Annotated in this window: 23 protein-coding genes; 1 reads left to right on the top strand and 22 read right to left on the bottom strand. The window is 70.2% G+C overall.

Translation table 11 applies throughout. The annotated features are described in order from the left end of the window. The first annotated feature begins 281 nt into the window (after positions 1-281). Positions 282-3,590, top strand: coding sequence for an isoleucine--tRNA ligase (gene ileS / locus ACEVFP_RS07815; RefSeq protein WP_375003138.1), 3,309 nt, complete (start codon positions 282-284; stop codon positions 3,588-3,590). Positions 3,591-3,645: 55 nt separating this feature from the next. On the opposite strand, the gene ACEVFP_RS07810 is transcribed toward ileS, so the two are convergent. From ACEVFP_RS07810 to ACEVFP_RS07705, 22 genes are all read right to left on the bottom strand, one after another. Then, positions 3,646-4,461 carry a DivIVA domain-containing protein gene (locus ACEVFP_RS07810; RefSeq protein ID WP_375003137.1) on the bottom strand — a complete coding sequence of 272 codons (816 nt, stop codon included), beginning with the start codon at positions 4,459-4,461 and terminating at the stop codon, positions 3,646-3,648. Between the two features lie 138 nt (positions 4,462-4,599). Beyond that, a complete protein-coding gene (locus ACEVFP_RS07805) occupies positions 4,600-4,764 on the bottom strand; it encodes a DivIVA domain-containing protein (protein WP_375003135.1) in 165 nt (54 codons plus the stop codon). Between the two features lie 14 nt (positions 4,765-4,778). Continuing rightward, entirely contained in the window at positions 4,779-5,075 is a 297-nt protein-coding gene (locus ACEVFP_RS07800; protein WP_375003133.1) for a YggT family protein, read from the bottom strand. Positions 5,076-5,078: 3 nt separating this feature from the next. After that, on the bottom strand, positions 5,079-5,591 hold the full coding sequence (locus tag ACEVFP_RS07795; protein WP_375003131.1) for a cell division protein SepF: 513 nt from the start codon (positions 5,589-5,591) through the stop codon (positions 5,079-5,081). Between the two features lie 60 nt (positions 5,592-5,651). Continuing rightward, entirely contained in the window at positions 5,652-6,371 is a 720-nt protein-coding gene (locus tag ACEVFP_RS07790) for a YggS family pyridoxal phosphate-dependent enzyme (RefSeq protein WP_375003129.1), read from the bottom strand. Beyond that, a complete protein-coding gene (locus ACEVFP_RS07785) occupies positions 6,368-7,096 on the bottom strand; it encodes a polyphenol oxidase family protein (RefSeq protein ID WP_375003127.1) in 729 nt (242 codons plus the stop codon). The genes ACEVFP_RS07790 and ACEVFP_RS07785 overlap by 4 nt, the downstream gene beginning before the upstream one ends. A gap of 36 nt (positions 7,097-7,132) precedes the next feature. Next, positions 7,133-8,311: a cell division protein FtsZ gene (gene ftsZ, locus ACEVFP_RS07780; RefSeq protein ID WP_375003125.1), complete on the bottom strand. Its 1,179-nt coding sequence runs from the start codon at positions 8,309-8,311 to the stop codon at positions 7,133-7,135. A gap of 233 nt (positions 8,312-8,544) precedes the next feature. Further along, entirely contained in the window at positions 8,545-9,273 is a 729-nt protein-coding gene (locus ACEVFP_RS07775) for a cell division protein FtsQ/DivIB (protein WP_375003124.1), read from the bottom strand. Further along, positions 9,270-10,718, bottom strand: coding sequence for a UDP-N-acetylmuramate--L-alanine ligase (gene murC / locus ACEVFP_RS07770; protein ID WP_375003123.1), 1,449 nt, complete (start codon positions 10,716-10,718; stop codon positions 9,270-9,272). The genes ACEVFP_RS07775 and murC overlap by 4 nt, the downstream gene beginning before the upstream one ends. Continuing rightward, complete coding sequence (gene murG, locus ACEVFP_RS07765; protein ID WP_375003122.1) at positions 10,715-11,791, bottom strand: undecaprenyldiphospho-muramoylpentapeptide beta-N-acetylglucosaminyltransferase; 1,077 nt, start codon at positions 11,789-11,791, stop codon at positions 10,715-10,717. The genes murC and murG overlap by 4 nt, the downstream gene beginning before the upstream one ends. A 3-nt stretch (positions 11,792-11,794) precedes the next feature. Continuing rightward, positions 11,795-13,024, bottom strand: coding sequence for a putative lipid II flippase FtsW (gene ftsW, locus ACEVFP_RS07760; protein WP_375003117.1), 1,230 nt, complete (start codon positions 13,022-13,024; stop codon positions 11,795-11,797). 3 nt (positions 13,025-13,027) lie between these two features. Next, positions 13,028-14,467: a UDP-N-acetylmuramoyl-L-alanine--D-glutamate ligase gene (gene murD, locus ACEVFP_RS07755; RefSeq protein ID WP_375003116.1), complete on the bottom strand. Its 1,440-nt coding sequence runs from the start codon at positions 14,465-14,467 to the stop codon at positions 13,028-13,030. 16 nt (positions 14,468-14,483) lie between these two features. Continuing rightward, the gene (gene mraY, locus ACEVFP_RS07750; protein ID WP_375003115.1) at positions 14,484-15,548 is read right to left on the bottom strand and encodes a phospho-N-acetylmuramoyl-pentapeptide-transferase; all 1,065 of its coding nucleotides are present in this window, start codon (positions 15,546-15,548) and stop codon (positions 14,484-14,486) included. Positions 15,549-15,630: 82 nt separating this feature from the next. Then, a complete protein-coding gene (murF, locus tag ACEVFP_RS07745; RefSeq protein ID WP_375003114.1) occupies positions 15,631-17,004 on the bottom strand; it encodes a UDP-N-acetylmuramoyl-tripeptide--D-alanyl-D-alanine ligase in 1,374 nt (457 codons plus the stop codon). Beyond that, positions 17,001-18,500, bottom strand: a complete 1,500-nt coding sequence (locus tag ACEVFP_RS07740; RefSeq protein WP_375003112.1) for a UDP-N-acetylmuramoyl-L-alanyl-D-glutamate--2,6-diaminopimelate ligase — start codon at positions 18,498-18,500, stop codon at positions 17,001-17,003. The genes murF and ACEVFP_RS07740 overlap by 4 nt, the downstream gene beginning before the upstream one ends. Before the next feature lie 181 nt (positions 18,501-18,681). Continuing rightward, entirely contained in the window at positions 18,682-20,412 is a 1,731-nt protein-coding gene (locus ACEVFP_RS07735) for a peptidoglycan D,D-transpeptidase FtsI family protein (protein ID WP_375003111.1), read from the bottom strand. A gap of 89 nt (positions 20,413-20,501) precedes the next feature. Then, positions 20,502-20,927, bottom strand: coding sequence for a hypothetical protein (locus tag ACEVFP_RS07730; RefSeq protein ID WP_375003110.1), 426 nt, complete (start codon positions 20,925-20,927; stop codon positions 20,502-20,504). Between the two features lie 79 nt (positions 20,928-21,006). Further along, positions 21,007-21,969 (bottom strand): 16S rRNA (cytosine(1402)-N(4))-methyltransferase RsmH, encoded by a 963-nt coding sequence (gene rsmH, locus ACEVFP_RS07725; RefSeq protein ID WP_375003109.1) that lies wholly within the window; start codon positions 21,967-21,969, stop codon positions 21,007-21,009. Continuing rightward, positions 21,966-22,106, bottom strand: a complete 141-nt coding sequence (locus ACEVFP_RS07720; RefSeq protein WP_375003108.1) for a hypothetical protein — start codon at positions 22,104-22,106, stop codon at positions 21,966-21,968. Before ACEVFP_RS07720 ends, rsmH begins: the two co-directional genes overlap by 4 nt. Positions 22,107-22,254: 148 nt before the next feature. Beyond that, complete coding sequence (gene mraZ, locus ACEVFP_RS07715; RefSeq protein ID WP_375003106.1) at positions 22,255-22,704, bottom strand: division/cell wall cluster transcriptional repressor MraZ; 450 nt, start codon at positions 22,702-22,704, stop codon at positions 22,255-22,257. 290 nt (positions 22,705-22,994) lie between these two features. Continuing rightward, positions 22,995-23,393 carry a DUF3040 domain-containing protein gene (locus tag ACEVFP_RS07710; protein ID WP_375003104.1) on the bottom strand — a complete coding sequence of 133 codons (399 nt, stop codon included), beginning with the start codon at positions 23,391-23,393 and terminating at the stop codon, positions 22,995-22,997. Then, positions 23,380-24,153 (bottom strand): class I SAM-dependent methyltransferase, encoded by a 774-nt coding sequence (locus ACEVFP_RS07705; RefSeq protein WP_375003103.1) that lies wholly within the window; start codon positions 24,151-24,153, stop codon positions 23,380-23,382. The genes ACEVFP_RS07710 and ACEVFP_RS07705 overlap by 14 nt, the downstream gene beginning before the upstream one ends. Between the last annotated feature and the right edge of the window lie 39 nt (positions 24,154-24,192).

Below are 24,192 nucleotides of genomic sequence, written 5' to 3'. Positions count from 1 at the left end.
GCGGGGACAGTACACCGACGAGCCACACGGGGCCTACTCGGAACCGGCTGGGCGTGCCACGCCCTGCACCGGTATCCTCATCGGACAGCGTCTGAGCCGTCATCAGCGGCGAGCCTCCGGAAGAACAGGGCCTCTGGCAGTCCCCCAGTAGAACCGGACGGGTGGGCCCGTCACAGCCTTCATGAAGAGGCCACACAGCGTGGCAAACGAGGTGGTACCGCGGCAGCCCGGCCAGGGACGTCGTCCTCGTGCACCAGCACGGACGACGCAGGAGCAGCCGCATGACCTATCCCCGGACCACCACCGGCCCGCAGGACGACGACGCCGTGCAGCACGGTGTGCCGTCCACGCCGAGCTTTCCGGAGATCGAGCGACGGGTGCTGGCCCACTGGGAGGCCGACGACACGTTCCGCGCGAGCGTCGAGGCTCGCGAGCCCGGACCGGACGGCACCGGCGAGTTCGTCTTCTACGACGGTCCCCCCTTTGCCAACGGGCTGCCGCACTACGGCCACCTGCTCACCGGGTACGTCAAGGACGTCGTGCCGCGGTACGAGACGATGCGCGGCCACCGGGTGGAGCGCCGCTTCGGCTGGGACACGCACGGTCTGCCTGCTGAGCTGGAGGCGATGCGTCTCAACGGCATCAAGACGACCGACGAGATCGTCGAGATGGGCATCGGTGCGTTCAACGCGGCCTGCCGCGCCTCGGTGCTGAAGTACACCGGTGAGTGGCGCGAGTACGTCACCCGCCAGGCCCGCTGGGTGGACTTCGACAACGACTACCGCACCCTCAATCCCGACTACATGGAGTCGGTCATCTGGGCGTTCAAGACGCTGTACGACAAGGGTCTGGTGTACGAGGGCTTCCGCGTCCTGCCGTACTGCTGGAACGACGAGACGCCGCTGTCCAACCACGAGCTGCGCATGGACGACGACGTCTACGCCAACCGCCAGGACCCGGCCGTGACGGTGGGCTTCGAGGTCACCTCCGACGGCCCGCTCGCGGGTGCCAAGCTGCTGGTCTGGACGACGACCCCCTGGACGCTGCCGAGCAACCTGGCCGTCATGGTCGGCACCGACATCGACTACGTCGCGGTCGAGCACCCCGCCCCCGGCGGGGGTGCCGGGCCACGGGCGGCGGACGGGAACAGACTGATCCTGGCCGAGGCGCGTCTGGGTGCCTACGCCCGTGAGCTGGGCGAGGAGCCGCAGGTGGTGTGGCGCGGTACGGGAGCGGACCTGATCGGTCTGTCCTACACGCCACCGTTCAGCTACTTCGCGGGGCACGAGAACGCCTTCCGGGTGGTGGCCGAGGACGCCGCCGTCACGACGACCGACGGCACGGGTCTGGTGCACAGTGCCGGCGCCTTCGGTGAGGTCGACAAGGAGGTCACCGACCGCGAGGGCATCGAGGCGGTCATGCCGGTCGGCAAGGACGGTCGCTTCACCGCACCGGTCACCGACTACGCCGGGCTACTGGTCTTCGACGCGAACCCGCACATCATCGACCACCTCAAGGAGGCCACCCAGGCAGGTTCGGCCGCATCGGTGAGCCCCGGGACGGTCCTGCTGCGGCACGAGACCTACGACCACGCCTACCCGCACTGCTGGCGTTGCCGAGAGCCCCTCATCTACAAGGGGGTCTCGTCGTGGTTCGTCGAGGTGACGGCGATCAAGGACCGGATGCTGGAGCTGAACCAGCAGATCCGGTGGGTGCCCGAGCACATCAAGGACGGGCAGTTCGGCAGGTGGCTGGAGAACGCCCGGGACTGGTCGATCACCCGCAACCGGTTCTGGGGCTCGCCCGTCCCGGTCTGGAAGAGCGACGACCCCGCGTACCCGCGCATCGACGTCTACGGCTCCTTCGAGGAGCTCGAGCGCGACTTCGGCAGGGTCCCGGCCGACGCCGACGGGGTGCGCGACCTGCACCGTCCCTACGTCGACGACCTGACGCGGCCCAACCCCGACGACCCTCGGCCGATGGATGGGGGCCGCTCGACGATGCGCCGGGTGCCGGACGTCCTGGACGTGTGGTTCGACTCAGGGTCGATGTCGTTCGCGCAGGTGCACTACCCGTTCGAGAATGCCGAGTGGTTCGAGGAGCACTTCCCCGCGGACTTCATCGTGGAGTACATCGGACAGACGCGCGGCTGGTTCTACACCCTGCACGTCCTGGCCACGGCACTGTTCGACCGGCCGGCGTTCGAGGCGTGCGTGAGCCACGGGATCGTGCTGGGCTCGGACGGCAACAAGATGAGCAAGTCGCTGCGCAACTACCCGGACGTGAACGAGGTCTTCGACCGTGACGGCGCCGACGCGATGCGCTGGTTCCTCATGGCCTCACCGATCCTGCGCGGCGGCAACCTCGTGGTCACCGAGCAGGGCATCCGGGACTGCGTACGCCAGGTGATGATCCCGCTGTGGAACAGCTGGTACTTCTTCGGCCTGTACGCCAACCTCGCCGGTGAGGGCTTCACGGCCCGCACGATCAGCCGGGCCGACGACCCGATGGACCGCTACGTCCTGGCCAAGCTGCGTCAGTACGTCGAGACGATGACCGAGCAGATGGACGCCTACGCCGTGGCCGATGCGTGCGAGACGACGCGCGAGTTCGTCGACGTGCTCACCAACTGGTACATCCGTCGTTCTCGTGAGCGATTCTGGCTGGCCGACGGCGCAGATGCCGACGACACCACCCGGCAGCCCTTCGACACCTTGTTCACGGTGCTGGAGACCGTGTGCCGTGTGACCGCACCGCTGCTCCCCCTGACGACGGAGGAGATCTGGCGGGGTCTCACCGGTGGCCGGTCGGTGCACCTGACCGACTGGCCCGATCCCGACGACCTACCTGCGGACGAGACGCTGGTGGCCGCGATGGACCAGGTCCGGGAGGTCTGCTCGGCCGGTTCGTCCATCCGCAAGGCGGCGACGCTGCGCACGCGCCTGCCCTTGGCCGTCCTGACCGTCGCGGTCGACGACCCGGCCGTGCTGGAGGACTTCGCCGCGATCGTCGCCGGTGAGCTCAACGTCAAGCAGGTCCGGTTCATCTCCCGCGCCTCCGAGGAGGCGGGCGCTTTCGGGTTGAGCACACGGCTCACCGTGCACGCTCGGGTCGCCGGACCCCGTCTGGGCAAGGACGTGCAGGCGGCCATCAAGGGCTCCAAGAGCGGCGACTGGACGGTGGCCGAGGACGGCACGGTCGTCGCGGGCGGGTTCACGCTCACTGACGGCGAGTTCACCCTCGAGCAGGTGGCCGGCTCCGTGGAGGGCACCGAGGTCGCGCTGCTGCCGAGCGGCGGGTTCGTCGCACTGCAGACCCAGGTGACCCCGGAGCTGGCGGCTGAGGGGCTGGCCCGCGACATCGTGCGCGGCGTCCAGCAGACGCGGCGCAGCCTCGGGCTGGAGGTCTCCGACCGCATCACGCTGGTCGTCGGCGGCAGCGACGCGGTCGTCCGGGCCGTGCAGGTTCACGGCGACCTCATCAGCGCGGAGACCCTGGCGACCAGCCTGCGCGTGGGCGAGCCGGGTCCTCAGGGGACGCCGATCGACGTGACGGACGCCGAGGCGCGCGTCGCAGTGTCCAAGGTCTAGGCACGACGAACGGCCCGCCACCTGAGCAGGTGGCGGGCCGTTCGCGCAGGGTGCGTCAGAGCGAGGAGTTCGACGAGGAGGAGCTGCTGTCCTCATCGCCCAACAGCGACCGGAGGCGACGCGGTGAGGCGTCGCTGGGGTTCTGCACCGGGTTGGAGGTCGGGTTCTCGTTCGCGGCGAGCTGGTCGAGCTGACTCTGGAAGTAGTTCTTGAGCCGGGCACGGTACTCGCGCTCGTAGGCACGCAGGTGCTCGACCTCGCGCTGGAGCTCATAGCGCTCACGCTCGATGGCGGCAACGGCCTGCTGACGACGCTCGTTGGTCTCGTCGTCGAGCTTCTGCGAGCGGATGCGCGCGTCGGTCTCGAGGCGGTCGGCCTTGCCGCGGGCCTCGTGGGTGAGGCGCTCGGCCTTGGTGCGGGCCTCTCCGACGATGCGGTCGGCCTCTTCCTTGGCCTGGTCCATGAGCTGGTCGGCGTTGGAGGAGGCGATCTCCAGCAGGCGAGCCGCCGCGGTGGAGGCATCTCCCATGGAGGTGGGTACCGCCCCGGCGTCGGGGACCGGCTCCGCGACGGGCGAAGCAGCAACGGTGTCCTGCTCGGGCTCCGGCTCGGGCTCCGGCTCCACCTTCTCCTGCACGACGGGCACCGGCGCCGTCTCCTGAGCGGGGGCAACAGCCGGGATCAGTCCGGTCGGCTCACCCGTGGAAGCCGCGGCCACCTTGGCGCGCAGCTCCTCGTTCTCGACGGTCAGACGCTCGAGCTCGGCCTCGACCTCGTCCAAGAACTGGTCGACCTCCCCCATGTCGTAACCCTCGCGGAGACGGACCGGAGTGAAGCGCTTGTTGCGCACGTCCTCTGGCGTCAACGGCATCAGTTCACCTCGTGGTTGCTGGTAGTCACTCGACTCTGCTCGGACCACCGTACTCCGTGGTCGTTCACTTCTGCCACATGCGTCTCGACGGGCCGCATTCTCAGCGTGTTCGCAGGTCTGAGTCTTCGCAGGGCCTGGTCAGGGACGACAGTTGGGACACGATCTGGTGTTCTCGGCGGCCAGACGGACGAGCTCGGCCTCGACCCGGTCGAGGAACAGGTCGACCTCGTCCATGTCGTAGCCCTCGCGGAAGCGAACCGGGGTGAAGCGCTTGTTGCGCACGTCCTCAGGTGTGAGTGACACAGCGGCCTCCTTGCTCATGCCAGGGTCGCCCCCACGATGATGAACAGCAGGTAGATGCCGAACATCAGGATCATCGGCGAGAGGTCGAGCATGGCCCCGCCGAGTCGCACCGGCGGGATGACCCCGCGCACGGCGCGCAGCGGCGGGTCGGTCACGGAGTAGATGCCTTCGCAGAGCACGGCCAGCAGCCCGGTGGGGCGCCAGGTGCGGGCGAGCACCTGGACCCAGTCGATGACGATCCTGGCGAGCAGGACGATGATGAAGATCCAGAGGACGAGCTGGATGACTCCGCCGACAGCGGCAATTTCCATACGTCAGCTCTGGTTGTAGAAGCCGCCGGCAGCGATGCGCTGCTTGTCCTCGTCGGTGACCTCGATGTTCTCCGGCGAGAGCAGAAAGACCTTGGACGTCACACGGTTGATCGTACCGTGCACCGCAAAGACCAGGCCCGCGGCGAAGTCGACCAGCCGCTTGGCGTCGTCGTCGTCGATCTCCGAGAGGTTCATGATGACCGGCACCCCGGATCGATAGTGCTCGCCGACCGAACGGGCGTCGTTGTAGGTCCGGGGCGTGACGGTCTCGATCCTCGCCAGCATGGACGCCTGCTCCACGTGCGGCTCGGGGCGGGGCGTGGGCCGGGGTGAACGGCGGTCCTCCAGCTTGGCGACCGGAGCAGGGGCCTGCGCCGGTCGCTCAGCGCGCTCGGAACGGCGCGCACGCTCACGAGAGGAGGGCTCGGACTGCGCAGGCTCGTCGTCCCAGTCCTCGAAGTCGGCCTCTTCGACCAGGCCGAGGTACTCGCCCACTTTTCGCATTGCGCCAGCCATGAGATCTCCGTATGTCTGCTCTCGACGCTCGCCCGCGTCGTTTGAATGACACCAGCGAGATTACCCGACACGCGGCCTTTCACCGAGAACGGCGCGCCCGATGCGAAGGTGTGTCGCTCCGGCGGCGATCGCGGCCTCGAAGTCCTCACTCATGCCCGCGGAGACGACACCCGCGCCGGGATGTCGGACGACCAGTCCGGCTGAGATCCGCCCGAGGTGCTCGAACACGGGTGCCGGGTCGAGGCCGAGCGGCGCCACCGTCATCACGCCGTCCAGACGCAGACCCGGCAGGTCGGCCACAAGGTCCGCGAGCTCGTCCACACCGTCCGGCGCGATGCCCGCCCGGCCGGCCCGGTCGCCGTCGAAGTCCACCTGCACCAGGCAGCCCACCTCGCGTCCGGCCGCCTCGGCCCCGCGCGAGAGCGACCTGGCGAGCTTGGCCCGGTCCACGCTCTGCACGACGTCGGCGTACCGCGTCACCGCGCCGGCCTTGTTGGTCTGCAGCCCGCCCACGAAGTGCCAGCGCAGTGGCGCCTGGACGTCGGCTGCCTTCTCCCCGGCCTCGGGGTGACGGTTCTCGCCCACGTCGGTGACACCGAGCTCGGCGAGCAGGGCGACATCGCTGGCGGGGTAGGTCTTGGTGACCACGATCAGCGTGACGTCGGCCGGGTCGCGTCCGGCGGCGCGGCAGGCGGCGTCGATGCGCTCCTGCACCGCGGCGACGTTGTGCCGCAGCTCGTCGCGACGCGTCGCCGGAGCGTTCGGTGACACCTCGTTCATCGCAGGACCACCACTCCCCCGAACCGGCCCGACTCCGCACCCTGGCGACGGTAGGAGAAGAGGCGGTCGTCCTCGAACGTGCAGGCCCCTGCGCCGACGTCGGTGACCTCGACGTCGGCGGCCCTGAGCTGGGCCAGGACCCCGGCCCCGATGTCGACGCCCGGGGTGCCCCACGACGTGGTGCGGCGCGTGCCCGGCACGGCGGCATCGACGTCGTCAGCCATCCGGGCGGGCAGCTCGTAGCAGGCGCCACAGACCCGCGGTCCGACCCAGGCGCGCACCGTGGTGGCCCCCCTCGAGCGCAGCTCGGCGAGCGTACGGGGCACGACCCCCGCGACGAGGCCGGAGCGCCCGGCGTGGACAGCTGCGACCAGGCCTGCCGCCGGGTCGGCGAGCAGCACGGGGACGCAGTCGGCCACCCGCACGAGCAGCGCCAGGTCACGGACGTCGGTGATGGTCGCATCGCACTGCGGCACGGCGGCCGAGCCCTCCGGGTGCGGGGACTCGACATGGACGACGTCGCGGCCATGGACCTGCGACATCGCACTGAGCTCGTCGACGCCCATCGCCTCGGCCACGACTCGGTGGTTGGCCACGACGTCGGCCATCGAGTCGCCACCGGCACTGCCGAGGTTCAAGGACGCCCGTTCACCACCACTGACGCCGCCGCCTCGATCGGTGAAGGCGATCTCGAGATCGCCGGACGACTCGCGGAACCAGAACACACCCTCGAGGCTATCGGGACCGTGCCCACCCGTTGCTCAACGAAGGAAGTCGGGGATGTCCAGGTCGTCGCCGTAGGGCACCTCGCGGGGCTCGGCCGTGGGCGGCATGGAGCCGCCCGCGGGCTCCGGCTCCTCGGTGCGCGCCGGGGATCCCGGCTCCTGCGAGCGGTGCGCTCCGGCCGCCGCGGGAGACATGGCCTGCTCGTCTCGCTCCGGACGCTGCTCGGGCTCCTTCAGCAGGGCGGGCTGGGAGGCGTCGCGCACCTTGGGCTCACCACCGTCGAAGCCGGCGGCGATGACCGTGACCCGCACCTCGTCGCCGAGGGCGTCGTCGATGACGGCACCGAAGATGATGTTGGCGTCCTGGTGAACGGCATCGCTCACCAGGCCAGCGGCCTCGTTGATCTCGAACAGACCGAGGTCCGAGCCGCCGGCGATGGAGAGCAGGACACCGCGCGCCCCCTCGATGGAGGCCTCGAGCAGCGGACTGGAGACGGCCATCTCCGCGGCCGCTGCGGCCCGCTGCTCGCCTCGGGCCGACCCGATGCCCATGAGGGCAGAGCCGGCATCTGACATGACCGACTTGACGTCGGCGAAGTCGAGGTTGATCAGACCGGGCGTCGTGATGAGGTCGGTGATGCCGGAGACACCCTGGTGCAGCACCTGGTCGGCCTGACGGAAGGAGTCGAGCAGGCTGACGTTGGGGTCGCTGATCGACAGGAGCCGGTCGTTGGGGATGACGATGAGCGTGTCGACCTCCTCACGCAGCGCCTGGATCCCGTGGTCTGCCTGCGAGGAGCGGTTGCGCCCCTCGAAGGTGAACGGACGGGTGACCACACCGATGGTCAAGGCACCCAGCGAGCGGGCGATGCGAGCCACCACGGGCGCGCCGCCCGTGCCGGTACCGCCACCCTCTCCGGCGGTGACGAAGACCATGTCGGCACCCTTGATCGCTGCCTCGATCTCCTCGGCATGGTCCTCGGCAGCGGCCTTGCCGATCTCCGGGTTGGCGCCGGCGCCCAGACCACGGGTGGAGTCACGGCCGACGTCGAGCTTGACGTCGGCATCGCTCATCAGCAGCGCCTGCGCATCGGTGTTGATCGCAATGAACTCCACACCCTTGAGCCCCACCTCGATCATCCGGTTGACCGCGTTGACGCCGCCGCCGCCGATACCGACGACCTTGATCACGGCGAGATAGTTCTGGACCGCCATGTGCGTGCCTTCCTGTGTGGCTGGGGCTCTGCGCGGTGACTTCCGGCAGATACTTCTGGGCTGGTAATTCCGGGCTGGTACTTCCAGGCTGGTACTTCCGGCCGGGGAAAGACGGTGAAGTCTAACCCTGAGGTGGAGGTTTATAGTTATGTCAACCTGCTGGCAAGAACGACGCTACGTCGGCCCGGGCCCCCACCCACGACGACACGCCGCCACGACACGACCGATGTCGCTCAGCTCTTGGTGGTGGGCTGCTCCGGTGCGCTGACGTCGTACCCACTGGCGTCCACGGCCTCCAGCAGCGAGCGCAGGACGGTCAGCTTCTCAGCCGTTCGGCCCGCACTCCCCCACGTCACCGTCCGGCCGCGCGAGAGGGCCAGGACCACGGAGTCCCGCGACTCCACCTCCACGTGCTGCACGGCCTTGAGCAGGGCCGGGTCGTCGGCGCGCAGCGCCGCCAGGACGCTGCCGGCGCTGCTCAGGGACTGCTGGAGGCGCCGTGCGTCCATCCCAGGGAACCGCACCTCGACGATCGTCTTCGGCTCACGCCGGTAGGTCTTGAAGTCCACGCCGTAGCGGTCGATCGCCCGCATCCGGCCGTCCAGCCGCACCCAGGCCACGGGCCTGCGCTCCGTGACGACGATGCGCACGGTGCTCGGCCACGACCGGTGCACCTCGACGTTCTCGACCCGTTCCATCGAGCCGACCCGGCCCTCGATCGCCACGGTGTCCAGCCGGGCGAGCGGACGCTTGTCCGGCACCTCCGCGGCCTCGCGGACCTGGCCGGCCTTGAGCGTGTCCAGACCCTCGACCTTCACCGAGCTGACAGCCAGGACGCTGGAGAAGACGACCAGCCAGAGCAGCCCCGCTCCCGCGACCACCATGGTCGCGGGCAGCACGTACCGCAACAGCTTGCGTCGACGGTCCTGGCGACGCTTCTGCTCGAACCTCTGCTGGCTCACGGCTCGATCCGCGGATTGCCCTGGGCTGGGATCTCCGGTCCGTTCCCGAGTGCCGCAAGGACCCGGGGCCCGACCGTCGTGATGTCACCGGCCCCCAGGGTCAGCAGCAGGTCACCGGGCACCAGCTCATCGACCAGCACGTCGGGCAGGCCCTCCACCGAGCCGCCCAGGACGGCCGGAACATCCGAGACGGCCGCCGCGACGACGGCAGAGGTGACCTCGGGGTCGGGATCCTCGCGAGCCAGGTAGAGGTCGGCGAGGACGACGTGGTCGGCCGCCGAGAGCTCCTGACCCATCCGCTCCCCGTACACCCGAGTGCGGCTGACCAGGTGCGGCTGGAAGGCCACGACCAGACGGCCGTCGCCGGCCATTGCCCGGGCCGCGGCGAGATCGGCGCGGATCTCGGTGGGGTGGTGCGCATAGGAGTCGACGACCCGTACGCCGTGCGCCTCGCCGAGCAGCTCCATGCGGCGCTTGGCCCCCCGGTGGTCAGCCAGTCCCCGCACGAGTCCGGCCGGGTCCCGCCCCAGCCGCAGCCCGGCCGCGAGGGCCAGCAGGGCGTCCTGGGCGTAGTGGGCGCCGGGCACGGACAGGGTGAGCGGCAGGTCGGGCTCGCCCGCGCGCCGCACGGTCAGGACGGTGGTCTGCCCGTCGACGACGAGGTCCGTGCCCAGCAGGTCCGGCATGCCATGGGACGTGCCCAGCCCCGTGGTGACCACCTGGAGACCGGCCGCCTCGGCCACCGGCACGAGCCGGGCCGCTCCAGGATCGTCCAGTCCGATGACCACACAGTCTCCGACGGTCCCGACGAACTGCTCGAAGGCCGCGGCGTAGGCCTCCTCGGTGCCCCACGTGTCGAGGTGGTCGGCGTCGACGTTGGTGACGACCGCGATCTCGGGCGAGTACACGAGGAAGGCGCCGTCGCTCTCGTCCGCCTCGGCCACCAGCACGTCGTCGTGGCCCAGCCGGGCGTTGGTGCCCAGCGCCGCGACCTCGGCGCCGATGGCGAAGGACGGGTCGGCGCCGGCCCCGCGCAAGGCCACGGTGAGCATCGCGGTGGTGGTGGTCTTGCCGTGCGTCCCGGCCACGGCGACGGTGCGCCGACCGAGCATGACCGAGCGGAGACCGGCCGACCGGGGCCACAGCCGCAGACCACGATCGAGCGCCGCGACCACCTCGGGGTTGTCCTCGCGCACCGCGGTCGAGGCCACGACGGTCCGGGCAGCACCGAGGTGCTCGGCCGCGTGGCCGACGAAGCACCGGATCCCCTCGGCCCGCAGCGCCGCCAGGACCGCGGACTCCTGGGCGTCGCTCCCCGAGACCTCGATCCCCTGCTGCGCCATGAGGCGGGCTATCGCCGACAGGCCGGCCCCGCCGATGCCCACGAAGTGCACCGGGCCGATCTCGGCCGGAGGGCCGATCTCGGCGGGGACGTCGATCCTCATCGCACTCCCACGGCGTCCAGGACCATGGCCGCGAGAGACTCATCGGCGTCGCGCGGGACGAGCCCGGCGGCCGCGGCAGACATCGTGGCAAGACGCTCGGTGTCGCGCAGGAGCGGGATGACCGCCTGGTCGACCCACGAGGCCGTGAAGGCCTCGTCGTCGATGAGCAGGGCTCCACCGGCCCGGACCACCGGGCCGGCGTTGTGCGCCTGCTCACCGTTGCCGATCGGCAGCGGCACGAACGCGGCAGGCAGGCCGACGGAGGCGACCTCCGTGACGGTGTTGGCGCCAGCGCGGCAGACCACCAGGTCGGCGGCGGCGTATGCGAGGTCGATGCGGTCGATGAACTTCTCCACGACGTACGGCGGGTCACCCTGCGCGCGGGAGATCTCGACCTCCTCGGGACGCCCGGCGGCATGCAGCACCTGCACACCCGCCTCGGCGAGATCGGGAGCGGCCGCGGCCACCGCGCGGTTGATGCGTCGGGCGCCCTGCGAACCGCCGGTGACCAGCAGCGTGGGCAGGTCGGGCTCGAGGCCGAAGTGCTCTCGTCCCTGCACCCGATGCGCAGCCCGGTCCAGCCGGGAGATCTCCCGGCGGATCGGCAGGCCGATGTAGCGGCCGTGGCGCAGGTCGGTGTCGGGGAAGCTCGTGGCCACGTGCTCGGTGAAGCGGACACCCAGCTTGTTGGCGATGCCGGGAACGGCGTTGCCCTCGTGGATGACCAAGGGGATGCCCGTGCGGCGGGCCACGAGGTAGGCAGGCACCGACACGTAGCCCCCGAAGCCGACGATCACGTGCGGCTTGACCCGCTCGACCACCTCCCGCGTCGCCTTGACGGCGGCGCGCAGCCGGGCCGGTAGCGCCACGAGATCCTTGCCCGGGCGTCGCGGCAGCGGCACCGGCGGGACCAGCTCCAGCGGGTATCCGGCCTCCGGGATCAGCGTGACCTCCAGCCCACGGGGCGTCCCCAGGCAGGTGACCTCGACGCCTCCGTCACGCAGGACCGCTGCCGTGGCCAGCAATGGCGAGGTGTGTCCGGCAGTGCCGCCGCCGGCGAGCAGGGCGCGCACGTCTCATCTCCTCCTGGCCGCGGCGCGGCGACGTCGTCGAGCACGGCCGGCCGCGAGTGCCTTGGCCGCCCCCGGTTCGGTGGTGGCGAAGGACAGCAGGAAGCCTGAGGCCACCAAGGTCACCAGCAGGCTGGAGCCACCGTAGGAGAGGAACGGCAACGGGATGCCGATGACCGGCAGGAGGCCCAGCACCATGCCGATGTTGATGAGTGCCTGCATGGTGAGCCAGATCGTGATGCCGGCGGCGGCGTACCGCACGAACGGCTCGCGAGTCCGGGTGGCGATGCGCACGCCGGCGACGGCGAGCAGCAGGAACAGCGCGAGCACCACGATGCTGCCCACGAGTCCGAGCTCCTCGCCCACGACGGCCAGGATGAAGTCGGTGTGGGCCTCGGGCAACGAGCCCCACTTCTGCCGGCTGTTGCCCAGCCCGACGCCCCAGAAGCCGCCCCGGGCGAAGCCCATCATGGCGTGGATGGCCTGGTAGCCGTCCTTGTCCGGGTCGGCCAACGGATTCAGGAAGCTCAGCAGCCGCGCGACGCGGTAGGGCGCCGTGGCCACGAAGAAGACGCACACGACACCGACGAACGCCACGACCGCGCCCATGTAGCGCCCGGGCAGCCCGGCCACCCACAGCATCCCGACGATGATGCAGAACAGCACGAGCGCCGTGCCGAGGTCGTGCTGCAGGACGATCAGCCCAGCAACGGCCCCGGAGATGAGGATCATCGGCATCAGGATGTAGCGCGGGTGCTTCATCATGCGCTGCCGCTTGGCGTAGTGGTCAGCGATCCACAGCACGAGCGCCAGCTTGGCGAACTCCGAGGGCTGCAGGTTGAATCCACCGAAGAACGGCAGCCAGTTCTGGTTGCCGTTGACCCTGATGCCGACGCCGGGGATGAAGGTGGCCAGCACCAGGGCGATCGAGATCAGCAGGACCGGCAGGATCAGCTTGCGCAGGGACGCCAGCGGGAAGCGCGTCACCAGGTAGGCGGCCACCAGGCCGGCGACGGCGAAGATCGCCTGCCGCTGCACGATGGCGAAGGAGTTGCCGTCGTACATCTGGTAGGCCAGCACCGAGCTGGCGCTGAGCACCGCGATGAGACCGAGACCGACCAGCAGCGCCACCGAGCCCAGGACGAGCTGGTAGGAGGCCAGCGGGCGGTCGAGGGTGCGTCGCGCCCGCTCGATGAGGTTCGGAGCACTGCGCGGCGGATCGGTCGTCGTCGCCACTGCTCAGCCCTGGGAGGTCCCGGCGCGCACGGCATCGGCGAACGCGTCGCCGCGGGCTCCGTAGTCGCGGAACTGGTCCATGGAAGCGCAGCCCGGTGCGAGCAGCACGGTGTCGCCGGGGCGGGCGAGACCTCCTGCGGCCTCGACGGCGCGACCCATGACGTCCATGGCGCCATTGTGGCCGTTCCCGACCTCCACGACGGGCACATCCGGCGCGTGTCGCCGCAGCGCCTGGGAGATCAGCGGGGCGTCGGTGCCGATGAGCACGACGGCTCGCAGCCGCTCACGAGCCGTCGCGACGAGGTCGTCGAAGCTCGCCCCCTTGGCCAGTCCCCCGGCGATCCAGACCGCGGAGTCCACTCCCTGCAGCGACGCCAGGGCGGCATGTGGGTTGGTGGCCTTGGAGTCGTCGACCCAGCGGACACCGTCGCGCTCGACCACGAGAGAGCGGCGGTGCGGACCGCCGCGGAAGGCCCGCAGCCCGTCCCGGACGGCCGTGTGCGGCACGCCGTGTGCGCGTGTGAGGGCTGCGGCGGCCAGGGCGTTGGCGACCTGGTGCGGCGAGTCGTCGTCGAGGTCTGAGACCGCGCCCAGCTCGACCGCGCTGGAGCGACGTTCCTCGGTGAAAGCCCGGTCGGCGAGGACTCCGTCGACGACGCCGAGCATGCTGAGCCCGGGGACCCCGAGGGTGAAGCCGATCGCCCTGGCGCCCTCCTGGACGTCGGCCTGTCGCACGAGGTGCTCGGTGGCGGGATCCTGCACGTTGTAGACGCACGCACGCTGGACGTGCTCGTAGACGCGGCCCTTGGCCCCCGCGTAGGCGTCGAGGGAACCGTGCCAGTCCAGGTGGTCGTCGGCGACGTTGAGCACGACCGCGGACTCCGCCGCCAGGGAATGCGTCCAGTGCAGCTGGAAGCTGGAGAGCTCCACCGCGAGGACATCGAGCGGCTGAGGGTCCATGACGGCCTCGACGACGGGACGGCCGACATTGCCGACGGCAACGGCCCGCAGCCCGGCGGCCTGCAAGATGGCCTCGCTCATCTGCACGGTCGTCGTCTTGCCGTTCGTCCCGGTGATGCAGAGCCAGGGCGGGGCCTCGGGGCCGCGCAGCCGCCAGGCGAGCTCCACCTCACCCCAGACCGGCACGTCCCGTGCAGCGGCCTGCTGCAGCAGGTCCGCGGTCGGACGCCAGCCCGGCGAGGTCACCACGAGGTCGCACGCGTCGGGGAACGTCGAGGTCGAGCCCGGCCCCAGACGCAGCTCGACGCCCAAGGTCTGCAGGATCTGCGCCCGTTCAGCGGCCGCACCGTCCGGAGCGCGTTCGTCGACCACGACGACCTCGGCGCCGAGGTGCTGCAAGGTGTCGGCAGCCGCGGCTCCGCTGACCCCGAAGCCCGTGACGAGGGCCCGCGTGCCCTCCCAGGAGTCGTGGGGACCGGTCATCGGTCCCGTCCAGCGGTCATACGCCGGTGACCCATTCCCAGTAGAAGACCCCGATGCCCGTGGCCACGAACAGTCCGCTGATGATCCAGAACCGCACGACGATGGTGATCTCGGCCCAGCCGAGCAGCTCGAAGTGGTGCTGCAAGGGCGCCATGCGGAAGATCCGTTTGCCCCCCGTGGCCTTGAAGTAGGCCACCTGCAGGATCACCGAGGCGGTGATGAGCACGAAGAGCCCACCGATGAGCACCAGCAGCAGCTCGGTTCGGGTCATCAGGGCGAAGCCGGCCAGCGCACCGCCGAGGCTGAGCGAACCGGTGTCGCCCATGAAGATCTTGGCCGGGGATGCGTTCCACCACAGGAACCCGAAGCAGGCGCCGGTGATGGCCGAGGCCAGGATCGCCAGGTCGAGCGGGTCGCGCACCTCGTAGCACTTGGGGCCGGGGGTCGTGGCGCAGTTCTGGTTGGTCTGCCAGAGATTGATGAAGACGAAGGCGCCGAAGGCCATCACCGAGGCGCCCGTGGCGAGGCCGTCGAGTCCGTCGGTGAGGTTGACGCCGTTGCTCGCACCGGCGATCAGGATCAGCACCCACACGATGAGCAGGATCGTGGGCAGCTCGGTGCCGGGGATGTCACGGGTGAAGGAGACGGCGTGCGAGATCGGTGTGCGACCGTTATCGTCCTCCCAGCCGATGGCCAGGACCGCGAACACCAGACCCACGGCGATCTGGCCGCTCATCTTGGCCTTGCTGCGCAGACCGAGGCTGCGCTGCTTGGAGATGATGATGTAGTCGTCGAGGAAGCCGATGAGGCCCAGGCCGCAGAACAGCAGCAACAGCAGCAACACCGATGCGCTCGGCCAGTAGCCGATCGCGGCGCGCCCGACGAGATAGCCGAAGACGGCCGCGAAGATGATGACCAGCCCGCCCATCGTGGGGGTACCGCGCTTGACGTGGTGCGAGGTGGGGCCGTCGTCGCGGATGAGCTGTCCGTAGCCCTTCGACACCAGCACGTTGATCGCCAGTCGGGTGCCGAGCAGCGTCCCGAGAAGAGCGAGACCACCGGCGATCAGGATGGCGAGCATGGGCTTGGCTGGTCCTCTCAGTGGTCGGCAGGGCGATCGCAGGTCGCGCCCGGGAGCGCGTCAGCTGCGTCCGAGTATGCCGTCAGTCGGCGAGCAGTCCTGCGGTGACCCGCTCGAGTCGAGCACCTCGTGATGCTTTCACGAGCACGACGTCGCCGCCGGTGAGCCACGCCCGCAGTCTGCTGACAGCCTCGGAGACGTCCGTCACCACCTGACCGGCAGCCCCAGCACCCTCCGCGATGCCGCGGGCGGGCTCACCGACGGCGAGCACGCGCTCATAGCCCAGATCTGCGGCGAGCCGCCCGGTACGGACGTGCTGCTCGTGGGCGTCGGCGCCGAGCTCGAGCATCTCGCCCAGCACCGCGACGCGGCGTCCTGCCCCCATGTCACGCACGGCACGCAACGCGGCCGCCATGGACTCGGGGTTGGCGTTGTAGGAGTCGTCGACGACCGTCACGCCGTCGGCACGTCGGTGACGCTCCATGCGCATGGGCGAGGGGCTGCGGAACTGCTCGAGCCGCTCGCCGAGGTCATCGAGCGCGTCGGCGTCGTCGCCGCACGCCGCGACGACCGCCGCCACCGCCGCGGCCAGGTTCTCCGCGTGGTGCTCGCCGACGAGGGGGACGTGGACGGTGACCTCGTGCCCACCCCACGCGAGGGTGACGTCCGGCTCGCCGTCGCCGTCGGGGCGGACGGCGCGGATCGCGACGTCGGCGCTGCCGCCGTCGTCGGCCCGCCCGAAGGAGACGAGTGCCGCCGTGCCATCGGGAAGGAACCTCGCCATGGCCGCGACGCGCGGGTCCCCGATGTTCAGCACCGCTCGGCCACCGGGACGCAGGGCCTGGACGAGCTCACCCTTGGCCACCGCGATGTTGTCGACCGAGCCGAACTCGCCCACGTGCGCCGACCCGACGTTGAGCACGACGGCGACGTCCGGCGGCGCGACACGGCACAGCCGGGCGATGTGCCCGATGCCCCTGGCCCCCATCTCCACCACGACGTGACGGGTGGACCCGTGGGTGCGCAGCACCGTCAGGGGCACACCGAGCTCGTTGTTGTTGTTGCCCCGCGTGGCCACGACCTCCTCGCCCAGCAGGTGCGCCACGAGGTCCTTGACGCTCGTCTTGCCCTGCGAGCCGGTGATCGCGACGACCGTGGGACGCACCTGCTCGAGCACGTGCCGGGCCAGCAGCCCGAGGGCGTGCGTCGCGTCGTCGACCACGACGCACGGGGCATCGACGACCCGGGAGCCCAGGACGGCGGCCGCGCCCTGTTCACGTGCCGTCGCGACGAAGTCATGGCCGTCCACGCGCTCGCCGGCGATCGCGACGAACAGACCGCCGTCCTCGACCACGCGCGAGTCCACCGCCGAGGGCGCCGACACCAGGGCCGCGGGGTCACCGTGGACCTGTCCCCCGACCACCTCGGCGATCTCGGCGGTCGTCATCGGGATCATCGGTGCTCCTCGATCAGCTCACGCAGGACCTCGCGGTCGTCGAAGGGGTGGACCACACCCTCGACCTCCTGGCCGCGCTCGTGGCCCTTGCCGGCCACCACCACCGTGTCTCCCCGGTGTGCGAGCGCGACGGCGTGATCGATCGCGGCCCGACGGCCGGGAACCTCGATCACCGCCCCCGGACCCGGGCTCGCGCCGTCGAGCACCGCGCGACGAATCGCTGCGGCGTCCTCGGTCCGCGGGTTGTCATCGGTGACCACCACGAGATCGGCGTGCTCGGCGGCCGCCTCACCCATGAGTGGGCGCTTGCCGTGGTCGCGGTCTCCCCCGGCGCCGATGACGACGACGAGCCGGCCGGGTGTGACGGGCCGCAGCGCCGTGAGCACCGCGGTGACGGCGTCCGGCTTGTGGGCGTAGTCGACGATCGCGGTGAAGTCCTGGCCGGCATCGACGCGTTCCATCCTGCCGGGCACCCCCGGGCTGCGGCCGATCCCGGCCGCCAGCTGGAGCGGGTCGTGCCCGGCGACGCTGAACGAGGCGACGACCGCGAGCGCGTTGGCCACGTTGAAGACTCCCGGCAGCGGCACGCTGAGGTCAAGCTCGATCCCGTCTGGTCCCAGCACCTGCAGATCCGTGCCGAGACGGTGCGGACGCACGTTGACGGCCCGCCAGTCGGCGGGTTCCCCCTCGGCGGAGAAGGTCGTGACCGGCAACGGGGTGAGACGGCGCAGACGTCGGCCGTGCTCGTCGTCGACGTCGATCACGGCGTGCCGAGCGTGCTCGGGCGTGAACAGGGATGCCTTGGCGAGGAAGTACTCCTCGACGTCGGCGTGAAAGTCGAGGTGGTCACGTCCAAGGTTCAGGAACGTTGCGACGTCGAAGGCGAAGCCATCCACGCGACCCTGCACGAGCGCATGGCTGGAGACCTCCATCGCGCACGCACGCACCGACTCCTCCCGCATGACGGCGAACAATGCCTGCAGCGCCGGCGCCTCAGGGGTCGTGAGGTTCGAGGCTGCGGGCACACCCCGGATGCGGGTGCCGATGGTGCCGACGACGGCGGAGTGCTCAGGGCCCAGTGCGGCCTCCGCGAGGTGGGTGGTGGTGGTCTTGCCCTGTGTCCCGGTGACCCCCACCGTGGTGAAGGTGTCACTGGGGTGGTCGTGGAACCAGGCGCTGAGCTCGGCCAGGCGGCGCCGTGGCTCATCGACCACGATCGTCGGCAGGGTGGTGAGACGACCCGCGCCATCGGCGTCGGTCAGGACGGCCACGGCTCCCGCGGCCTCGGCACGGTCCAGGAAGTCGGCGCCGTGCACGCGGCTGCCCGGCAGGGCGGCGTACAGGTCGCCCACGCGCAGGTCTGCGGTGCTCAGGGCGATGCCGCTGACCCGCGCGGTGACGTCGGGGGCAAGGTCCACGCCGACGTGCCCGGCGATCTCGACGAGGTCGCGCGTCCTGGGCTCGCGGGGCCGGACCCGCATCTCCTGGCTGCTCATCGGCCCCAACCTACCCACCCGCGTCGCGAGTCACCCCGGCACACGTCGCGAGTCACTCCGGCACACGCCGCGAGTCACCACGGCACACGTCACGAGTCACCCCGGGACGGGGCCGGCGACTCAGTGACTCCCGGGCGGTACCGGAGTGACTCGCCGCCGGTGACCCAGTGACTCGCGACGGTTACCAGTCCTGGGCGACCTTGGGCGGCTTCGAGCCTGTGGGCGGGACGCCGAAACGCTCCAGCGCCATCGACATGATGTCGTGGAAGACAGGAGCCGCGGTCGAGCCGCCTCCGGCGTTGCGGTGCGGCTTGTCCAGCACGACATAGGTGACGAACCGAGGCTTGTCGGCGGGGGCGTAGCCGATGAAGGAGACCGTGTTCTGCCCGCGGACGTACTTGCCGGTGTCCGGGTTGACGCGCCATGCGGTACCAGTCTTGCCCGCCACCCGGTAGCCCGGGATCTGCGCGGCGGGAGCGGTGCCGTCGTCTGCCGTGACGGCCTCCATCATGCGGGTCACCTGGGAGGCGGCCTCCTTGGAGACGACCCGCCGGGTCTTGGTCTCCTTGGCCGCGGTCTTCTCGCCGTCCGGACCGACGAACCCCTCGACGACGGAGGGCTCGACCATGACGCCGCCGTTGGCGATCGCACCGATGGCGCGGATCATCTGCATCGCGGTGACCGAGACGCCCTGTCCGAAGGAGATCGTGGCGTGGTTGGCACGTGACCAGCCCGAGGGATCCGGGAGGATGCCCTGCGACTCACCGGGCAGCTCGACCCCGCTCTTGGTGCCGAAGCCGAACTTCGCCAGGTAGTCGTGCATCGTGTCGTCGTCCATCTGCTGCGCAGCGATGATCGTGCCGAGGTTGGACGACTGCGCGATGACGCCGGCGGCCGTGAGGTTGATACGGCCGTGGTCCCAGTGGTCTGCGATGCGGAACTTGTCGATGACCAGGTGGCTCGGCACCGAGATCTGGGTGTCGGGGGTGATCTCTCCCTGGTCGGCCAGGGCCGCCATCGTGATGGGCTTCATGACCGACCCCGGCTCGTAGACGGTCTGCACGTAGCGGGAGACGGTGTTGTGGTCCTCCATGGACTCCTTGGAGTCCGGATCGAACGTCGGCGCCTGGGACAGCTGGACGACCTGTCCGGTGCGCACGTCCATCGTGAGGGCGAGGCCCCAGTCGGACCCGGAGGACCTGACCGCGTCGGCGAGTCGCTGGTCGGAGTACCACTGCAGGTCGCGGTCGATCGTCGTCTCGACGTCGCTGCCGGGAACCATCTCCTGGACCGTGCTGTCGGCCATCGGGATGCGCTGCCCGCTCGGGGAGACCTCGTAGGTCGCCGAGCCGTCCGTGCCGGTCAGGAAGGAGTCGTACTGGCTCTCCAGCCCTTGGACGCCCTTCTCCTCACCGTCGGTGTAGCCGAGCAGGTTCGCGGCCAGCCGGCCACCGGGGTAGCTACGCAGGGCGACCTTCTCGGTGAAGATGCCGGTGAGGTCGGCGTCGCGCACCGCCTTGGTGGCGCGCTGGGCGTCCTCGGCCGGGACGTCGCGCACCAGGACCAGATAGCGTGAGTTCGGCTTGCGCAGGTCGTCGATCGTCTCGAAGTAGTCCAGCTGGTCCTCACCGAGCTCGTCGATGAGGATCTTGGCGATCTTCGGTGCGTGGGCCGAGGTCATGCTGGGGTCGGCCGTGATCGTCATCCCGTCGACGCTCGCGGCGAGTGCCTCACCACTGCGGTCGAGGATCTGTCCACGCGGGGCCGGGACCACCGACGTCGCCGTCCCCGCCTCGACCGCCATGGCGGCGTAGGCCTGGGCGTCGACACCCTGGATCTGGAACAGCCGGATGCTGAAGATCCCGAAGATGAGGACGAGGAGCGCAAGACCCGCAGCGAGGCGACGGCGCACCAGCGGCTGGGGATACCGCCCTCTCCCCCACGCGCCAGCGCTCGCGGGCGGTGCTCCCCTACGCGAAGCGGAGCGCTTGGGGGAACGCTTCATCGGTCCACCTGCTTCACGTTGGTCCTGGGCTCGGCCGGCGTCGGGTCACCGATCACCTCGCGCTCAGCAGGGTCCAGGAAGACCGGGTTGGCGTTGGGCACCATGCCCAGCTGCATGGCGCGCTCCGCGACGCTCGCAGGGGCCTGCAGACGCTGGACGTCGCTCTGCAGGCCCTGCTGCTGGACCTCCAGCTCCTGCGCCTGCGCATTCAGCCTGGCGATCTCGAAGGCCTGTGCCTGCAGGACGGTGCTGATCAGGATGAGACCCAGCAGTCCCACACCGAGGAAGCTCAGCACGACGACGACGAAGGGGGCTCGCTTGGCCCGGCTGCGCACGGGCGCGACCAGCCGCAGCGGCAGGGCCTTGGCGGCCGATGACGCCGACGAGCTGCGCTGCCGGGGCGCCGCGGTGTGCACGCTCATCCGCTCACACCCTCAGGACCAGCACGGTAGGACCGTGACCGCACGAGGTGCATCCGGTCGTCCCGTTGCTCGCGGGCGGTCATGCCGCCGTCCTCTCGACGGCGCGCAGTCGCACGGAACGGGCGCGGGGGTTGTCCTGCGACTCCTCGCCTCCAGCCTGCTCCGAACCGCGAGTCAGCAGTCGGAAGGCGGGCTCGTGTCCCGCAGGAGCGAAGGGCAGGTCCCGCGGGAGGTCGTTGGTGGTCGCGCGCGCGAATGCGCGCTTGGTGATCCGGTCCTCCAGCGAGTGGTAGGCGAGCACGACGACCCGACCGCCGGCACCGAGCGCCTCAAGGGCCTGCGGGAGGGCCCGGGCATACACCGCGAGCTCGTCGTTGACCTCGATGCGCAGTGCCTGGAAGGTGCGCTTGGCCGGGTGCCCTCCCGTGCGGCGCGCGGGAGCGGGGATGGCCTCGCGCAGCAGGTCGACGAGCCGGGCACTGTTGGTGAACGGCTCGACCTGGCGCTCGGTCACGATGCGTTCGGCGATGCGGCGGGCGAACTTCTCCTCGCCGTACTCACGCAGCACGCGGGCCAGCTCCCGGGAGGAATAGGTGTTGAGCACGTCGGCCGCGCTCGGTCCTCGGGTGGGGTCCATCCGCATGTCCAGCGGAGCGTCCTGCGCGTAGGCGAAGCCCCGCTCGGCGAGGTCGAGCTGCATGGAGGAGACACCGAGGTCGAACAGCACGCCTTGCACTCCCCCGGCCTCGGGCCCGTGTCCGAGGCGCTCGAGGACGTCGGCGAGCTCGTCGTAGACGGCGTGCACGAGCTCGATCCGGTCCTCGTGAGGGGCGAGCCGCTCACCGGCGCGCTTCAGCGCCTCCGAGTCGCGGTCGATGCCGACGACATGCAGGGTCGGGAAGCGTCGCAGGAGTGCCTCGGTGTGCCCGCCGAGGCCAAGTGTCGTGTCGACCACGACAGGGGCGGCGGTGGCTTCCACCGACGGTGCGAGCAGCTCCAGCACCCGGTCCAGGAGGACCGGAACGTGCTGCGCCGCGCTCACAGCAGCCTCATCACGACGGCCACGACCCCTGCCAGGAGGACGGACGCGGTCAGGGAGAAGCCCATGACGAGCAACGAGTCCGCCAGGTCATGGCGGACGCGTCGAGGTGTCACGATGACTGCCTCGTCGTCTCTCATCGGTGCGCTCTCCGTGGTGGGGGAAGGTGGGGAGGTGCCCAGCGACCTCGGGGCCGTGGAACCTGATCCCCGTCCGTGTGGGTCTGACACCGGGGAAGGGATGTCAGAAGCACACAGCCGGAGGTCGGGGCCAACGGACGCGTGACGGTCAGAAGATGCCGGGCATCACCTCATCGGACATGTCGGCGAAGGGCTCTTCCTGCTGGGCCGAGAACTCCGCCCAGCGTGTGGCGTCCCAGATCTCCAGGCGATCCATGGCTCCGACCACCACGACGTCGCGATCGAGGTGCGCCCACTCCCGCAGCACTCCCGGGATGGAGACCCGGCCCTGCTTGTCCGGCACCTCCGAGGAGGCTCCGGAGTAGAGCATGCGGACGAAGTTGCGTGCCTGACGGTTCGTGAAGGGCGTGTTGCGGATGCGGTCGGTGAACTCCTTGAAGGACGCGGTCGTCCAGCCGAAGATGCAGTTCTCCTGACCGCGGGTGAGCACGATCCCGTCCTCCAGGCGCGGGCGGAACTTGGCCGGCAGGAACAACCGGGCCTTGTCGTCGAGGCGCGGCGTGTAGGTGCCGAAGAAGTCATCCACATCGACATTCACCTCGCTCCTCCTGACCTGGCGGACACGACCCTGACCGGTGCTCCACTTCCCCCCACACTACTCCACGTTCCCCCACTGTCAAGCAAGATCATCGTGTCGCGGAGCAGATTCGCGACCCTGCGGTGAGTTGGGACGCCACCTGGCTCCCTGCTGGAACGACAGCAAAAACGGCCACGTCCAGAGGGACGTGGCCGTGCGGGTGGAGCGTCGTGGAGCAAAGGTGGAGCGAGAAGCCCCGAAACCAGAAGAACCGCCTCGATCGAGGCGGTTCTCAGCGGTGGGTGGTGGGTCTAGATCTCGTCGCCGTCCTGACGGCGCTGCCAGCGCTCCTCCATGCGGTCCACGAAGGAGCCGCCGGACTGCTTGGGCCCGGACGAGCCCTTGGCACTCTGCGGGGCCGGGGACTCATCGGTGCCGGTGAGTCCGCCGCGCCAGGCCTGGACGAAGAGGTAGGCCGTGACGAGCATGATCACGAAGCCGACGACGCCGAGCCACGTCTGGGCCAGCAGGGCGCCTGAGAACAGCACGATGAGTCCGACGAAGAAGCCGAGGCCAGAGGCCACCGCCACCTTTCGGTTGCGGGCGGCCTGCTTCGAACCTCGCAGCGTCGAGGCGAAGTCAGGATCCTCGGCCGCGAGCGACTGCTCCAACTGGTGGAGCAGTCGGGCCTCTTCGTCAGACAGCGGCACGGTGGTCTCCTCGGTCAATCGATGTCTGCTCCAAGTCTAGGCGTGCCACGGTCTGCAGACCAGCCGAGATCCCTGAGAAGTCCGATGAGCCACGCACCTCGCGCTCCAGCGCGTAGAGGCGCTCCCTGGCTCCGGGCTCGATGTCGACGACCGCTGACGGCACCAGATCGACGAAGACCCGCAACGCCGCGGACTCCACCGGCTCGAACCCGGCCTCCTGCAACACCGCCTGAAGCTCCTCCGGGACGAAGCGTCGAGGCCCGTCCGCACGCAGGTCCCACGTGGCGGCGCGCCGCGAGTTCATGTGTCGCGCACCGTCGAAGTCTCCCGTCAGGGCACGGGCCAGGACCGCGGCTGAGCGACCGGCGACGACGGCACTCACCCGACCGTGCGGACGCAGCACGGGGCCGACCGCCCGGAGCGCCTCACACGGGTCGTCCACGTGCTCCAGGACGCCGTGGCACAGCACGAGATCCTGCGACCCACCCGCGACGGCAGATGCCAGGTCGTTCGCATCGCCCTGCAGCCCGACGACGGAGTCCGCCGGGATCCCCGCATCCACCGCGCGACGGTGCAGCGAGGCCAAGGCGTCCGGGCTCGGATCGACGACGGTCACCCGGTGTCCCTGCGACGCGAGCCGGACGGAGTCCCCACCCGTGCCGCCACCGAGGTCGAGGACGTCGAGCGGACCCTCACGAGGAACGAGAGCGACGGCGTCGAGCACTGCCTGCCACATGACCTCGCCACGCACCGGACCCATGGCGTCACTGTGCCACAGCAGGCGTGCACGGCGTTGGGC

This window comes from Aeromicrobium sp. CTD01-1L150 (assembly GCF_041951745.1).
Lineage (GTDB): Bacteria > Actinomycetota > Actinomycetes > Propionibacteriales > Nocardioidaceae > Aeromicrobium.
The sequence above is the reverse complement of the archived record's forward strand: the minus strand, read 5'-3'. Positions and strand labels throughout refer to the sequence as shown.